At 38.6% G+C, this 13,819-nt stretch carries 17 protein-coding genes and 1 pseudogene; 11 read left to right on the top strand and 7 right to left on the bottom strand.

Features of this window, described 5'->3' with window-relative positions; genetic code table 11:
- The first annotated feature begins 8 nt into the window (after nt 1-8).
- Genes WKH56_RS24820 through moaD form a run of 4 tightly spaced genes read left to right on the top strand, consistent with a single transcriptional unit; the run spans nt 9 to nt 2,486 of the window.
- Entirely contained in the window at nt 9-1,274 is a 1,266-nt protein-coding gene (locus tag WKH56_RS24820; RefSeq protein ID WP_221833754.1) for a molybdopterin molybdotransferase MoeA, read from the top strand.
- On the top strand, nt 1,262-1,789 hold the full coding sequence (mobB, locus tag WKH56_RS24815) for a molybdopterin-guanine dinucleotide biosynthesis protein B (protein ID WP_033580429.1): 528 nt from the start codon (nt 1,262-1,264) through the stop codon (nt 1,787-1,789). The genes WKH56_RS24820 and mobB overlap by 13 nt, the downstream gene beginning before the upstream one ends.
- Nucleotides 1,786-2,250, top strand: a complete 465-nt coding sequence (locus tag WKH56_RS24810; protein ID WP_275210655.1) for a molybdenum cofactor biosynthesis protein MoaE — start codon at nt 1,786-1,788, stop codon at nt 2,248-2,250. The genes mobB and WKH56_RS24810 overlap by 4 nt, the downstream gene beginning before the upstream one ends.
- A 2-nt stretch (nt 2,251-2,252) precedes the next feature.
- Nucleotides 2,253-2,486: a molybdopterin converting factor subunit 1 gene (gene moaD, locus WKH56_RS24805; protein WP_028412068.1), complete on the top strand. Its 234-nt coding sequence runs from the start codon at nt 2,253-2,255 to the stop codon at nt 2,484-2,486.
- Between the two features lie 32 nt (nt 2,487-2,518).
- On the opposite strand, the gene WKH56_RS24800 is transcribed toward moaD, so the two are convergent.
- The 4 genes from WKH56_RS24800 to WKH56_RS24785 all read right to left on the bottom strand — a co-directional run bounded on the left by WKH56_RS24800 (nt 2,519) and on the right by WKH56_RS24785 (nt 4,643).
- The gene (locus WKH56_RS24800; RefSeq protein ID WP_013059680.1) at nt 2,519-3,160 is read right to left on the bottom strand and encodes a nitroreductase family protein; all 642 of its coding nucleotides are present in this window, start codon (nt 3,158-3,160) and stop codon (nt 2,519-2,521) included.
- A gap of 27 nt (nt 3,161-3,187) precedes the next feature.
- Nucleotides 3,188-3,625 (bottom strand): MarR family winged helix-turn-helix transcriptional regulator, encoded by a 438-nt coding sequence (locus WKH56_RS24795; protein WP_013085370.1) that lies wholly within the window; start codon nt 3,623-3,625, stop codon nt 3,188-3,190.
- Between the two features lie 69 nt (nt 3,626-3,694).
- Nucleotides 3,695-3,886, bottom strand: a complete 192-nt coding sequence (locus tag WKH56_RS24790) for a hypothetical protein (protein WP_342836902.1) — start codon at nt 3,884-3,886, stop codon at nt 3,695-3,697.
- Nucleotides 3,887-4,016: 130 nt separating this feature from the next.
- Entirely contained in the window at nt 4,017-4,643 is a 627-nt protein-coding gene (locus WKH56_RS24785; protein ID WP_028412069.1) for an undecaprenyl-diphosphatase, read from the bottom strand.
- Nucleotides 4,644-4,796: 153 nt separating this feature from the next.
- Between WKH56_RS24785 and WKH56_RS24780 the strand changes: the two genes are divergently transcribed.
- The 3 genes from WKH56_RS24780 to WKH56_RS24770 all read left to right on the top strand — a co-directional run bounded on the left by WKH56_RS24780 (nt 4,797) and on the right by WKH56_RS24770 (nt 8,150).
- A complete protein-coding gene (locus WKH56_RS24780) occupies nt 4,797-5,933 on the top strand; it encodes an MGDG synthase family glycosyltransferase (RefSeq protein ID WP_230624697.1) in 1,137 nt (378 codons plus the stop codon).
- A gap of 158 nt (nt 5,934-6,091) precedes the next feature.
- A complete protein-coding gene (locus tag WKH56_RS24775) occupies nt 6,092-6,817 on the top strand; it encodes a response regulator transcription factor (protein ID WP_025752630.1) in 726 nt (241 codons plus the stop codon).
- On the top strand, nt 6,795-8,150 hold the full coding sequence (locus WKH56_RS24770; protein WP_033580431.1) for a sensor histidine kinase: 1,356 nt from the start codon (nt 6,795-6,797) through the stop codon (nt 8,148-8,150). The genes WKH56_RS24775 and WKH56_RS24770 overlap by 23 nt, the downstream gene beginning before the upstream one ends.
- A 30-nt stretch (nt 8,151-8,180) precedes the next feature.
- On the opposite strand, the gene WKH56_RS24765 is transcribed toward WKH56_RS24770, so the two are convergent.
- Complete coding sequence (locus WKH56_RS24765) at nt 8,181-8,894, bottom strand: FTR1 family protein (protein ID WP_028412072.1); 714 nt, start codon at nt 8,892-8,894, stop codon at nt 8,181-8,183.
- Between the two features lie 216 nt (nt 8,895-9,110).
- On the opposite strand from WKH56_RS24765, the gene WKH56_RS24760 reads away from it, so the two are divergent.
- The 4 genes and pseudogenes from WKH56_RS24760 (at nt 9,111) to WKH56_RS24745 (ending at nt 11,628) form a co-directional block, all read left to right on the top strand.
- Nucleotides 9,111-9,737, top strand: a complete 627-nt coding sequence (locus WKH56_RS24760) for an FMN-dependent NADH-azoreductase (protein ID WP_168761550.1) — start codon at nt 9,111-9,113, stop codon at nt 9,735-9,737.
- A 125-nt stretch (nt 9,738-9,862) separates the two neighbouring features.
- Nucleotides 9,863-10,042, top strand: a pseudogene (locus WKH56_RS24755) (hypothetical protein).
- A gap of 124 nt (nt 10,043-10,166) precedes the next feature.
- Nucleotides 10,167-11,060, top strand: a complete 894-nt coding sequence (locus tag WKH56_RS24750) for a LysR family transcriptional regulator (protein WP_014457861.1) — start codon at nt 10,167-10,169, stop codon at nt 11,058-11,060.
- A 136-nt stretch (nt 11,061-11,196) separates the two neighbouring features.
- Nucleotides 11,197-11,628 (top strand): carboxymuconolactone decarboxylase family protein, encoded by a 432-nt coding sequence (locus tag WKH56_RS24745; protein ID WP_014457862.1) that lies wholly within the window; start codon nt 11,197-11,199, stop codon nt 11,626-11,628.
- 38 nt (nt 11,629-11,666) lie between these two features.
- Here the strand turns inward: WKH56_RS24745 and WKH56_RS24740 are convergent, their stop codons facing one another.
- Complete coding sequence (locus tag WKH56_RS24740; protein ID WP_033580435.1) at nt 11,667-12,869, bottom strand: MFS transporter; 1,203 nt, start codon at nt 12,867-12,869, stop codon at nt 11,667-11,669.
- A gap of 129 nt (nt 12,870-12,998) precedes the next feature.
- Nucleotides 12,999-13,793: an SDR family oxidoreductase gene (locus tag WKH56_RS24735; RefSeq protein ID WP_028412075.1), complete on the bottom strand. Its 795-nt coding sequence runs from the start codon at nt 13,791-13,793 to the stop codon at nt 12,999-13,001.
- Nucleotides 13,794-13,819: the final 26 nt, after the last annotated feature.

The following is a 13,819-nucleotide window of genomic DNA, read 5'->3' as shown; positions in this document are numbered from 1 at the left end:
GTGGAAAAATGAGAAAAAAGCGAACTCCTATCCCTGTCGGAGAATGCGTTGGGCGAGTGATGCAGTATGTCAAAAGCGGAAAGCAAGAAATCATTGCGCTTGAAGAAGCTCACGGCAGATTTTTAGCAGAAGATTTAATGGCAGATCATGATGTTCCTGCTTTTAATCGTTCTCCATATGATGGTTTTGCTATTCGGTCACAAGATACGAAAAAAGCATCATCACTTCATCCAGTAGAACTGGATGTTCGAGGAGAGATAGGAGCGGGTTCTGTTTTTGAACATACAGTCAACGCGATGCAGGCTGTGCGTATTATGACAGGAGCTCCTATTCCAAAAGGCTGCGATGCGGTGGCAATGCTTGAAGTAACAAAAGAATATACAAAAGACAACCAGCCCGTCGTTCAAATCAAGCGGTCGTTTAACAGCGGAGATAACATTTCGTTTCAAGGAGAAGAAACAAAAAAAGGCACTATGTTAGTTTCAAAAGGAACGTATATCACTCCGGGAGTAGCTGCTCTTCTAGCCACATTTGGTTATAGTAACGTAGCTGTCTTCAAAAAGCCTGTAGTTGGATTACTTGCAACGGGAAGTGAACTAGTGGAAGTACGTGATCCTGTTCAGCGAGGGAAAATTCGTAATAGCAATGCTCATATGCTTCGTGCCCAAATTGAAAAAGCTGGAGGAGAAGTAAACTATTTTGGTATTATGCCCGATGATTTAAGTCAGTGCTACAGCGCGGTAAAATCTGCGCTATCAGAAGTGGACATGCTGATTACAACGGGGGGCGTTTCAGTAGGAGATTATGATTATCTACCAGAGGTGTATAAGCAATTACAGGCCGAAGTTCTTTTTAATAAAATAGCGATGAGACCAGGCAGTGTCACAACAGTTGCACGTATGGAAGACAAGCTTTTATTTGGTCTATCGGGAAACCCTACGGCCTGCTACGTTGGTTTTGAACTGCTAGCTCGTCCGGTCATCAGTACATATGCGGGGAAAAGAACCCCTCACCTCCGGAAAGAAAAAGCTTTGTTAGGAAAAGACTTCTTAAAGCCAAATCCTTTTATGCGATTTGTATCTGGCAGGCTTTCATACAGGGAAGGACAGCTGATTGCTTCTCCATTAAGCTTTACAAAATCTAGTGCTGTTTCTTCTTTAGCTCATGCGGATACGTTAATTATATTTCCCGGAGGGACGAGAGGGTACAAAGAAGGAATGCTGGTTGACGTCTTATTGCTAGATGACGTGCAGGGAAGTGAATGGCCTTGGTAGCAAGTTGCACCGTTTTACAAGTAGTTGGATTTCAAAACAGCGGAAAAACGACTTTAGTGGAAAAGCTAATTAAAAAAGCGAAACAATTCGATCTACGTGTAGGTTCTATTAAGCACCATGGACACGGCGGACCTCCAGATAGCAGCAGTGAGCTAAAAGACAGTCATCGCCACCAGCAAGCAGGTGCCGATGTGGCAGGTGTAGAAGGAGGTGGAATCCTTCAGCTTACGGCAAACAGTAAAGACTGGAGCCTAAAAAAGCTGATTGATTTTTATCAATTTTTCTCGCCAGATGTCATTTTTGTTGAAGGATATAAAAAAGAATCCTATCCAAAAGCAGTCTTGATTCGAAGTGAAGAAGATCTTGTTCTGCTTTCCTCTCTAACCAATATCATATGCGTGATTAGTCACATTCCGCTTAAAAACGAAGTGCAGCGAGCATATCCAATGTTTCACTTACAAGAAGACGAGCTTTACCTTAATTTTTTATTGAAAGAAGTGGGGGAAAGAAGATGAACCAGCACTTATTTGAAGTAGTAAATCAGCCAATTGCGGTAGATGAAATAATTAAAAAAGTTTCTAGAAGAGACGCGGGAGCTATTACGACATTTATTGGAACGGTAAGAGAATTTACAAAAGGCAAAAAGACGCTCTCTCTTGAATATCAAGCCTATGTGCCAATGGCAGTGAAAATGCTCAGCCAAATTGGTGACGAAATTCAGGAAAAGTGGCCGGATGCTTTGACAGCTATTACTCATCGAATCGGAAAGCTTGATATAACAGAAGTCGCAGTAGTTATTGCGGTTTCTTCTCCGCATCGCAAAACAGCTTATGAAGCAAATGAGTATGCTATTGAACGTATTAAGCAAATTGTGCCAATTTGGAAAAAGGAATTTTGGGAAGATGGAACAAGATGGATTGGCGATCAGTTAGAAACAAAAGAATATCCTGAAGGAAAGCCATTGAAGGAGATGTAAAAATGATTAACGTCTTATTTTTCGCTGCTATACGTGAAGAGGCGGGAGTGGAACAAGTAACAGTTGATAAGCAAGATATAACAGTGAAGGAATTAAAGGAATATGTACAAAAAACATATAAGCTGTCCTCTCTGAATCAAACGATGACAGCAGTCAACGAAGAGTTTGTAACAGATGAAGAAATCATTGGAACGGGAGATACCGTTGCATTTATTCCACCCGTTAGTGGAGGATAAAAAAAGGTGCTGAATACACAGCACCTTTTTTATTATCTAAATTGAGCTACTTTTTCAATTGGTAAACGTACAGAAGGGTAACCGCTATTTGCTGCTTTGCCGATTGAAAGTAACATAACCGGTGCATAGCGTTCTTTGTCTAAACCGAATGCTTCGGCAATTTGATCTTTTTCATAACCGCCAATAGCATTCGTATCATAACCGTGAGCACGTGCAGCAAGCATTAACTGCATAGATACTAAACCGCCGTCAATTAATACCGTTTCTTTATTTAATTCTTCAGAAGCAGCTGCGTAGTGCGCTTTGATTTTTGGAATTTGCATATCTCTAATTTCTTGTGGCATATAGCCTAGTTCAACAGCTTTATCGTAAATTTCATCTAAATTTTCTTCGCTTTTTAAATCGCCGAATATCGCAATAACAGCTGCCGATGTTTCTACTTGTGATTGATTAAATTTAGCAAGCGGAGCTAGTGTTGCTTTTCCTTCAGGGCTATCAATTACTAGAAAGCGCCAAGGCTGTGCATTAACAGAAGATGGAGCTAGCGTCGCTTCTGTTAAAATTTCTTTCATTTCTTCACGGCTGATTTTGACAGATGGATCGTAATAACGAATAGATCTGCGCCCTGTAATAATATCTTGGAAATCATTGTTTAGTGTTTTTGTTTGTGTCATGGTGAACTCTCCTTTATGTTAAAAATGTTATGACCGTTCAATGGCCGAAATGTTTACTTTTAAACGCTCAAGCATTTTGGAAAGCAGCAGCTGTTCTTCTTCGCTGAAATCTTTAAATGCTTCATCAATAAAGCGAGCTTTTTCGTTTCGAAATGCACCGATTTTTTCATGTCCGCTTTTCGTAAGCTTTACAAATGTTACGCGGTTGTCATCAGGATTTTTACGGCGTGATACAACATCTCTTTCTTCTAGCTGCTTTAAATGCCTTGTAATTGCAGCATTATCAATGTTTACTTGCTGTTGAAGCGCCTTTTGACTCATTTCACCTGTTTCATAAAGCTGATGTAAAATATCAAGACGTGATTGGCTAACACCGGTACAATGCTCAAACTTTTGATTAATTTGTTTATTAACTTCTTGCAGAGCATACAGAACATTTGCTTTTTCAGAACATGAATGTGACAAGAAAGTCGCTCCCTTTTTTCTATGATATTTATTGATGGATTAATATTTGATACATCAATGTTTGATACATCAACTAATATAAAATAAATAAAAGTGAAAGTCAAGAAAGTGAACAATCTTTTTTTTATAAATAATAAAAAGAGATTGAGATATAACGAAATCAATGCAATCTAAAGACGAACAAATCGGATAAATGAGCTCGTATGGACCGCTTGTGACACGGTAGTTGATTTCCGTGCGAGACTTCGCTTTGTCCTCCAATCAGCTGCCAGAAGGAACGAAACAGATAAAATCTACGTTCATCGTAACCAAAAAAAACGAACCACTGATCAAACGGTTTGATTAGTGGTTCGTTTTTCACTTCAACTATACTATTTTTGTCTCAGCGTCTTTAAGCTGAATGATTTTTTTTACTAATTTGTTCATGCGTGTAAGGAGACAGAAACGGAATACGCTTGATAATCACATCGTGAATCCAGAATAATCGCTGGATAAGAGGAGCTGTTTTATCTGAAAGATAGATAACAAAGCAGCTGATAGCTCCCGCAATTACCATGCCTCCAAGTACATCTGCTGGATAGTGGACACCTACGTAAATGCGTGAAAGGCCCGAGATGGCAGCCCATATAAAAATGACGCTTCTCCATTTGTTTTTTCGTAACCACATGATCCAAGCAGCAGAAAAGACTAAAATCGAATGATCACTGACAAAAGATGAATTAGCCGGGTGCGGAATCAGCTTATGAACATGATGAGTCACAAACGGACGCGGGTGGTAATACACCAGGTGAATGACTTCATTGATACAAAGAGAAAGGACAATTGTAAACAACATGTATAAAGCCGTATAACGGTGATAAATTGTTCTTTCTGTTTTTCCGCTAAACCAAAGCAAAAGCAAACAAGCCATTATAAAATAAGGAACGCTATTCGTAATGATAACCATGACAGAATCCATTGCGCTGGATTTACCAGCAAACGAGTTAATCCATTGAAATACTTCGTAATTGAGGTTCATTTGTTTTCTCCTTATGCAGTACTTTTCACTCTTAGTTTAGATTGACACTCTAAAAAAACGATGAATTTCACATTAAAAATCAATTAAAATCCGAAATTCAAGGGCATTTAATGATATAAAAAGGAGAGGAAGAAACTGCTTTTAGAATAGGAGATGAAACAGTTGAAAAAGGTTTTATTTTTACCTCTTCTAAAAATGCCTTCTGGCCATCATCAAGTGGCAGAGGCGTTAATGGATATATTGGAAAGAAGAACAACAAATATTTGTTATAAAAAAATAGATTTATTAAGTTATACAAACGAACTATTAGAAAAAGTGGTTACAGGCACATATTTGAAATGGATTCGTTATGCTCCAGAAACATACAATATGGCATACAAACATCTCTTTTATGAACCGCCTGTTCATTCATTTAAATGGTATCATCACGTATTTGCAAAAAAAATGGAGCACTTAGTTAAAGAAGAAAATCCGGATTTAATTATATGCACACATGGATTTCCTTCTTATTTGCTCAGCCAATTAAAAGCAAAAGGCAAGTGCAATGTTCCTATTATAAATGTCTACACGGATTTCTTTATTAATAATTTATGGGGAAAAGAAGAGATTGACTTTCACTTTCTTCCTAGTGAAGAAGTAAAAAGAGGGCTTCGTGCTCAAAGTGAAATTCCACTTCAAAATATGATGGTCACAGGGATACCGGTACATGAAGAAATAACAAAAACAAGAACTGTTAAACATCATGGTAACCGAAATATTTTAATTGCCGGAGGCAGCAGCGGTCTAGGCAATATTATGGATTTTTACAATGATTTAAAAGACGCGCGCCATTTTCATTACTTTGTCTTATGCGGCAAAAATCAAAAGTTATATGAAGAAATCAAAGGGTGGGAACTACAACACGTTACACCAATTCCGTACATTTCATCACGCACAGAAATGAATGAACTGTATGAGCGAGTGGATGCTATTGTAACAAAACCAGGTGGTATCACGGTCAGTGAAGCTCTTCGCAAAAATTTACCGATTTTTGTTCATTCTGCTTTACCGGGTCAAGAAGAGGTGAATTTACGCTATTTAACAGAGCGAAACTTAGTTCAAGAACTAAAGGCGGATCAATCGTTAGAAAGTCAGCTGCAGACAGTGCTGCAGGATGCTGATAAAATGAGCACATTGTATAACGCGATTGCTGCTTACCATAAAGAAATCGAAGCACAAACGCCTGAAGAACTTTTAGCAGTAGTCAATTGGATTCTAGGTGAAAAGCAAACGATAGGTCTTCATGCGTAAAACATTCATGTTTACAAACAATAAGGATAAGCTAAAGAACAAGTATGTTGAAAAAGTAGGGTTTAGATAAAAAAACAAACATCTTTTGAAAAAGGTGTTGTTTTTTTATCTAAAGAAGCTATTCTTTCACTTAAGACATGTGGTGAGAGGTGCATAATATGAAAGAGAAAATTTTAATTGTGGAAGATGAAGCGCAAATTGCGAAAGTGCTAAAGATTGAATTGGAATTTGAAGATTATGAAGTAGATGTTGAGTACGACGGGAAAGCGGGTTTAGAGACGGCAATATCCGCTCAATATGACCTCATTTTGCTCGACGTGATGCTTCCAAGTCTGAGCGGTATTGAGGTGTTAAGAAGGCTTCGGAAAGCGGAAGTGTTTACGCCAGTTATTTTATTAACTGCCCGAAATACGACGTTAGATAAGGTAATGGGGTTAGACCAAGGGGCTAATGATTATGTTACAAAACCGTTTGAAATTGAAGAGCTGTTAGCACGAGTTCGCTCTTGTATTCGCTATCGTTCGCTCGTAGAAGCATCAGGAACGAAAGAAGCTGAAGCAGAGCTCTTAACGATCAGTGATTTGACCATTAATCTTGAAACAAGGGAAGTCCTAAGAAACAATGAATCCATTACGTTGACACCGAAAGAGTATGATTTAGTCGTGTATTTGCTTACGAATAAAAATAAAATTGTCACGAGAGAAGGGATTCTCACAAACGTTTGGGGCTATGAATATGAAGGAGAAACAAACGTAATTGATGTGTATATTCGCCACTTAAGAAAAAAAGTAGATGAAGGTTTTTCTACTTCTCTCATTCATACGGTGCGGGGCGTAGGATATATGATGAAAGAGGAGAAACATGAAGATCACGACGAAGATTAATTTGCTGACAACAGCATGGCTAGTGGTTATTTTATTAATCATGAACATCGTTGTTTTTTTCTCCTTCACTAAATCTACGGTGAATATGGAACAGGACATTTTATTCGAAAAAGCACGCGAGATTATTCAAAAAGGTCAGCAAGATCATTCCGTGGAGCTCTCGCCGGAGTTACTAAAATTTTATTTGACCAACCATTCATTTATCCGAACAGTCTCAGAAAATTCTACGGTCATTAATCAAGTATCAAATGATCCTCATCTGGTGAAAATTAAGCCCGAGTTTTCAAAGAAAAAAAAGGTGAAGCTTCGCAAAATCAGAGAAAAGCAAGTATTGGTTATTCGCATGCCTGTCAAAGTCAATAATCAAGTCGTTGAAACGCTTGAGATTGGCGAGCTCTTGACTGGTTTTGAAACCCGCAAAGATATTTTGCTATCAATTTTGATTTTTTGTTCGCTTGTGTCCATTTTACTCTCGCTTTTAGGAGGAAGATGGTTATCACGCGTCATTATGCATCCTATTAAAAATATGGTCACAACGATGAAAGAGATTGAAGAGAGCGGTGTTCCTAAAAAAGTTCTCATTCAAACGGAGACGAGAGATGAACTGCAGGGTATGACCGTTACGTTTAATCATATGATTGACCGCTTGCGAGAAAATATTGAAAAGCAAAATCAATTTGTTTCTGATGCATCTCACGAATTAAAAACCCCTCTAACCGTTATTCGCAGTTATTCTAATTTATTAAGAAGAAGAGGGATTAAAAATGAAGAAATTACGCTGGATGCGATCGACACCATCTATGCGGAAGCAACCAAAATGCAAAAAATGATTGAAACGCTGCTTGATCTGGCAAGTGTGGAAAAAGAACAAACGCTTGATATGAAGCAAACAGATCTTGTTCTTATTTTTGAACAAATCGTTAAGCAGCTGCAGCAGGTATACAAAAGAGAATTAGTTCTTCATTATGATCAAACGCCCATTATGATTCAAGTGGATGAACTGAAAATGAAGCAAGTGCTGATTATTTTGCTTGATAATGCAATTAAATACAGTACGAATAAAATTGAAGTGACCGTGGAAAAAAAGCAGGAAGATGTCATTATCAAAGTGAAAGACTATGGAATTGGTATTCCAAAAGAAGATCTTGCACATATCTTTGAACGTTTCTACCGAGTGGATAAAGCTAGAAGCAGAGCTACGGGAGGAACGGGGCTTGGACTATCGATTGCACAAACTATTGTCCGTCAGCATAAAGGCGAGATTTTTATTAAAAGTGAAGAAGAACAAGGGACGGAAGTTGTGATTCATCTTCCCGTCTCATCTATAAACTAAAAAAGCCGCCATTAGGGGGCTTTTTTATGATTATGATGCTGATTTTTGTTTTCTTACTCTTAATTTTTTTAACTCCGTTTGGAAGAATAGATACAGTGATGCAACTGTAAATACACTAAATCCAATTATCTCAAGGGGTTCTCCACCAGCTTCAAATAGCTTAACCAAACCTTCACCGCATAACTCTCCCCCAATAAAAATAAGGAAAATACCAAGCGCTTTAAAAATAATCCAAAGGTTCAGCTTAATAGCTGTTTTGAACAAAATGTATGTAATAACGACGGCCAGCAAAATGCCACTTATACTGCCGAATACAATAGAAGAGGCGTGTTGATTCACTTGTGTCAGATTAAAAATGATTAGTTCTGTTCCTTCACGAAAGACAGATAAAAAGGCTAAAACGATTAATCCCCACTTGGAAGAGCTTTTGGAAATTTTTGATGTAACTGAAGATGTCACTTCTTTGCTTCGGTGCAACCACAGAATAAAATAAGCAATAAGGCCTGCAGCTAAAAGCATCATGACTCCTTCAAAAATTTCTTCTGACTCTTCTTCTAACTCTTTCGCCTCATTAAAACCAATAAAGCCAAATACTAAGCTGAAAATAAGGCCAGCAGCAGCGCCAATAAAGACGGAATATTTTAAGTCTTTTCGGCCGATTTTTGTAACATGAGCTAAAATAATTCCAATGATAAGCGATGCTTCTAAACCTTCACGAAGCGACAAAGCCAAACTTGACCACATAAAAAGCTCCCCTTACTTTAAATGATAAATAATAAATTCTCTCTAATTTTAATGATAATGATTATCGTTGTCAATGTGATTTTTAGCTCTTTAAAAATTCTTACTTATATAAGATTTCTCCGACTAAAGTATGAAAGTATTTCATTATAAAGTCGTGCGAAACGCAAGGACAAAGCGAATAAAATAAGAGTATCAACAATCAGTGGAGGTTTTAGTATGAGTTATACTCTTTTTATAAAAGCAAATGACAGATCGGCAAGTGAAGCGGTCAGCGTAAAATTATATGATGCGTTTTTAGAAAGCTATCAACAATCGCACCAAGGTGAAGAAATAATGGAGCTAAATTTGTTCAAAGAAGAACTTCCTTATTTAGGTGCTGACATGATAAACGGTCAGTTTAAATTAGCAAGAGGACTAGAAGTGACGGCAGCGGAAAACAAAGCAGCAGAAATTGCTAATCGTTACCTAGAACAATTTGTGAAAGCTGATAAAATTGTCATTGCCTTTCCTCTTTGGAATTTTACTGTGCCGGCCGTGCTTCATACGTACTTTGATTATTTAAATCAAGCAGGCAAAACGTTTAAGTATACGCCAGAAGGTCCTGTGGGATTACTGGGCGATAAAAAGGTGATGTTATTAAACGCGCGAGGCGGAGTATATTCAGAAGGTCCATCAGCTGAGGTCGAAATGGCCGTTAAATATGTTAGCAGCGTACTTCAATTCTTTGGAATCACGGACGTGAACTCCGTTATTATTGAAGGACATAATCAGTTTCCGGATCGTGCTCAAGAAATTATTGAAAGTGGCTTAGAACAAGCAGCACAAGCAGCCAAAATATTTTAAATAACCGTAGTAAAAAAGGACAGGCCAAAAGTATTTTAGGTGAAGGTATATCCGAACGATAAATCGTTCGGATTTTTTGATGTTATGGTAAGCGTAGGTTTCGTGCATGTAGTAGCTTTTAGGTGTTGATTGGAGGGCAAGGCGAAGACTCCTGCGGGAAAAGCGGAACAGGTGAGACCCCGCAGGAGCGCAAGTGACGAGGAGGCTCAGCGCCCGCCCGCGGAAAGCGAAGCCTTGCACGGAAATCAACAGCCGTGTCACAAGCGGTCCATACTAGCGCCTTTATCCCATTTGTCCTTATTTAGAGTAAATTGATTTATTATGTGTCCATCTTTTCTTTATATTTTTTATCTGTATATCTTAAAAAATAATAGGTAAAATGAATAAATAAGATAAGAGATATTCGCTTTATCTATAGGAGGAGCAGAGATGGATATTCGTCAGCTTAACTATTTTTTAGAAGTCGCTAAATTAAGGAGCTTTACTAAAGCATCTCAAAGTCTTCATATTTCACAGCCGACCTTGAGCAAAATGGTGAAAAACTTAGAAGAAGAATTGGAAGTAGAATTAATTGACCGGTCCGCAAGACAGATTGATTTAACGGATGCCGGGGAAGTTGTGTATGCGCAAGGGCAAAAAGTTATGGCATCCATTGATGAGCTATCGACTTATCTATATGATGTGATGAATCTGAAAAAAGGCATGATTAAAATTGGAATTCCTCCATTGATTGGAGTCCTGTTCTTTCCAAAGATTATTAAAGGGTTTCAGCAGCTCTATCCAGATATCACAATTAAACTTATTGAATACGGAGCCAATCGTGTTCAAAAAGCAGTAGAAAAAGGAGAGTTAGACTTAGGTGTAGCGGTGCTTCCAGTAAATGAACATCTTTTTGATATTAATCCTTTTATCTCTGAAAAAATGCTTTTATATGTTCACCATTCTCATCCTTTGGCCTCTAAAACTCATGTGGAAATTAATGAACTAGCCCAAGAGAAATTTATTTTGTTTAATGAAGATTTTACGCTTCACGACCGGCTTATTCAGGCGTGTCAACAAGCAGGATTTGAACCTAATGTAGCTTACGAGAGCTCTCAATGGGATTTTATCGGTGAAATGATCGCGGAAAACTTAGGTGTATCTATCTTTCCACAATCCATTGCAGCAAAAGTGGATTCTGCTATCGTAAAAGCAGTTCCTATTACCAATCCTTCAATTTCATGGGATTTAGGATTGATTTTAAAAAAAGATAAATATATTTCATATGCCTCTAAACAATTCCTCCACTATATGAATGAACAGCATTCTGTTTTATATAGATAAAATGCATATGTTGTATTGAATATATGTATTTTACGAAAGAAAGAATGTGCGTTAAAGTAGATAGTGTAGAAAACATACACGAAAACAAACATTGATTCCGCGCGGTGTCAGTAAAAAATACGGAGGCTGATTTTACATGGCACAAAATAGTTATCAAAAAGGTTTAGATAAATTAATGGAATATACGTTAACGAGTAACGATGATATTTCGACTCATTTAAAAATTACGGAAGACTTAAAAGACCTAGCTCCTGACGTTGGGAAATATATTATTGAATTTGCCTATGGAGACATTTATTCACGACCAGGTTTAACGAATAAGCAGCGAGCATTAGTAACCATTTCATCACTGGTTACTCAGGGTACAGAGCCTCAGCTTGAGCTGCATTTAAACACAGGTTTAACAGCTGGACTAGAGCCGAATGAAATTGTGGAAAGCATCATTCAATTAATTCCATACACAGGTTTCCCTCGCGTGTTAAATGCTTTAAGCGTAGCTAAGAAAGTATTCGCTCAGCGTGACGTGGAAGTAGAGACAGGCGAAAAAGAGCTAGTAGAAAATAAATAATAAGCAAAAAAAAGACGCTCTAAAAGAGCGTCTTTTTTTTATGCGAGCTGCTTTTGTTTGGTTTCTTTTCCTAGAAAAACAACCGAACCAACACCGATTAAAATAGCTGCACAAAAGATGGAGAACGTAATCGTTAAAGACGCACCTTGAGTTGACATATACCCAACTAACAGCGGTCCTAGAATTCCTCCAATTCGTCCAAAAGAAGCGGCCATTCCAGCTCCTGTGCCTCGAATAGATGTCGGATATTGCTCAGGTGTATACGCGTACAAAGCTCCCCAAGCGCCTAAGTTGAAGAAAGACAACAACATTCCTGCTGTTAGCAGCAGCCAAAGTGACTCTGCATTTCCAAAGATATATGCGCTGGCAGCCGTACCTAACAGATATGTGACCAATACGAATTTTCGGCCCATGCGTTCAATAAACCAAGCAGCCGTATAATAGCCAGGCAGCTGAGCTAATGTCATAATCAATACGTATTCAAAGCTTTTGATTAAGCTAAATCCTTTAATGACCATGACGCTAGGTAGCCATAAAAACATGCCGTAATATGAAAATACAACGCAAAACCACAGAACCCACAGCATAACGGTAGATTGACGATAAGGCTTAGACCACACGCTTCTTACATTGTCCGCAATAGACGGTTTCTTTTCCTTTGTCGCCTCTAAAAATTGAGGAGAATCTGGCAGTTTGATGCGCAAATAAATGGCATAAAATGCTGGTATAGCCGTTAGGATAAGAGCTAGCTGCCACCCGTAAGCTGGAATTACAAAGTAAGAAATAAGCGCTGCCAGTAGCCAGCCGAACGCCCAAAAACTTTCTAACAAGACGACCACTTTACCGCGTTTTTCCGGCGCCACGGTCTCAGACACAAGGGTAGAAGCAACAGGCAGCTCTCCTCCTAAACCCATTCCAATTAAAAATCGAAATACTAAAAAAGCAGCAAGGGTAGTAGTAAGAGCCGAAAGTCCGCTTGCCACTGAAAAAAGAACAAGAGTCACAATAAAAACGGTTTTTCGCCCAATTCGATCAGCCAGCAGCCCGAACACGAGAGCTCCAACGGCCATCCCGATCGAGTTAACGCTGCCTATCCAACTCATTTCAGTAGGGGAAAGTCCCCATTCAGCGTGAAGAGCTGCAATGATAAAAGACAAAATGCCAACATCCATTGCATCGAAGAGCCATCCTAGCCCTGCGATGCCAAGAAGCTGACGTTCTGATAATTGTTTTGTTTTCATGTCTTCCTCCTAGAAGCAAAGAATTTTGCTTTAAGTTTACACCTGTCTTGACATAATGTCACGTCTATTTTAAAGAAAAAATGCAAACGGAAAAGCTCTATACCTTAAGGTATAGAGCTAATTGTATTCTCACATTTTATCGTAAAGCATTTTTCCAGGCCATGTATACGCCATATGACCGCCATCTACCGTAATGCAGTCACCCGTTACATATGAGCTGTCATCGGATGCTAAAAATAATACGGCACCGGCTACTTCTTCTGGTTTGCCTAAACGGCCCATGGGATCGACCCATTCATATGCTTTTCTGAATTTTTTTCCTTCTTCAGCGCCTGATAAATCATCAAGAAGAGGCGTTTCAATTGTTCCAGGAGCAATTGAGTTAACGCGAATACCTTCACGAGCGTAGTCAATTGCCATGGTTCTTGTTAAGTTGGTAATAGCACCTTTCGCCGCGTTATAGCCAGAACGGTCTAAGTCTGCTGCCAGTCCGGATACGGATGAATTATTAATAATCGACCCGCCATTTTCTAACATCAGCGGAATAACATATTTGCTTACAAGAAATGTTCCGCGTAAATCTACCGACATTAAGCGATCCCAAAGTTCTACAGGGTATTCGTGAAGCTTGCCGCCTTCTGTGTCTGTCCCCGCATTATTAAAAAGAATATCCACTTTTCCAAATTTCTTTTCAATTTCCGCTGTGAACTCTTTTACTTTTTCTTCTTCAGCTACATCGATATAGTAGGCGTATGCTTCACCGCCAGCGTCTTTAATTTCTTTTGCTACTTTTTTTACCCCGTCCAAATTAATATCGGCACAAATAACAACCGCTCCTTCTTTCGCAAAGCGCTCAGCAGTTGCTTTTCCTATACCAGAGCTTGACCCTGTAATAACAGCAATTTTTGATTCTAAACGTCCCAATTGTATCCCTCCGAAAAAATAAATAT

This window comes from Priestia sp. SB1 (assembly GCF_038898415.1).
Note: the sequence above shows the minus strand (reverse complement) of the source record. Positions and strands in the feature narration are given on the sequence as shown.

Excerpts from the sequence above, each read along its gene's own strand:
- WKH56_RS24820 (WP_221833754.1), top strand. The coding sequence starts at position 9 with ATGAGAAAAAAGCGAACTCCTATCCCTGTCGGAGAATGCGTTGGGCGA.
- mobB (WP_033580429.1), top strand. The coding sequence starts at position 1,262 with ATGGCCTTGGTAGCAAGTTGCACCGTTTTACAAGTAGTTGGATTTCAA.
- WKH56_RS24810 (WP_275210655.1), top strand. The coding sequence starts at position 1,786 with ATGAACCAGCACTTATTTGAAGTAGTAAATCAGCCAATTGCGGTAGAT.
- moaD (WP_028412068.1), top strand. The coding sequence starts at position 2,253 with ATGATTAACGTCTTATTTTTCGCTGCTATACGTGAAGAGGCGGGAGTG.
- WKH56_RS24800 (WP_013059680.1), bottom strand. The coding sequence starts at position 3,160 with ATGACACAAACAAAAACACTAAACAATGATTTCCAAGATATTATTACA.
- WKH56_RS24785 (WP_028412069.1), bottom strand. The coding sequence starts at position 4,643 with ATGAACCTCAATTACGAAGTATTTCAATGGATTAACTCGTTTGCTGGT.
- WKH56_RS24780 (WP_230624697.1), top strand. The coding sequence starts at position 4,797 with ATGAAACAGTTGAAAAAGGTTTTATTTTTACCTCTTCTAAAAATGCCT.
- WKH56_RS24775 (WP_025752630.1), top strand. The coding sequence starts at position 6,092 with ATGAAAGAGAAAATTTTAATTGTGGAAGATGAAGCGCAAATTGCGAAA.
- WKH56_RS24770 (WP_033580431.1), top strand. The coding sequence starts at position 6,795 with ATGAAGATCACGACGAAGATTAATTTGCTGACAACAGCATGGCTAGTG.
- WKH56_RS24765 (WP_028412072.1), bottom strand. The coding sequence starts at position 8,894 with ATGTGGTCAAGTTTGGCTTTGTCGCTTCGTGAAGGTTTAGAAGCATCG.
- WKH56_RS24760 (WP_168761550.1), top strand. The coding sequence starts at position 9,111 with ATGAGTTATACTCTTTTTATAAAAGCAAATGACAGATCGGCAAGTGAA.
- WKH56_RS24750 (WP_014457861.1), top strand. The coding sequence starts at position 10,167 with ATGGATATTCGTCAGCTTAACTATTTTTTAGAAGTCGCTAAATTAAGG.
- WKH56_RS24745 (WP_014457862.1), top strand. The coding sequence starts at position 11,197 with ATGGCACAAAATAGTTATCAAAAAGGTTTAGATAAATTAATGGAATAT.
- WKH56_RS24740 (WP_033580435.1), bottom strand. The coding sequence starts at position 12,869 with ATGAAAACAAAACAATTATCAGAACGTCAGCTTCTTGGCATCGCAGGG.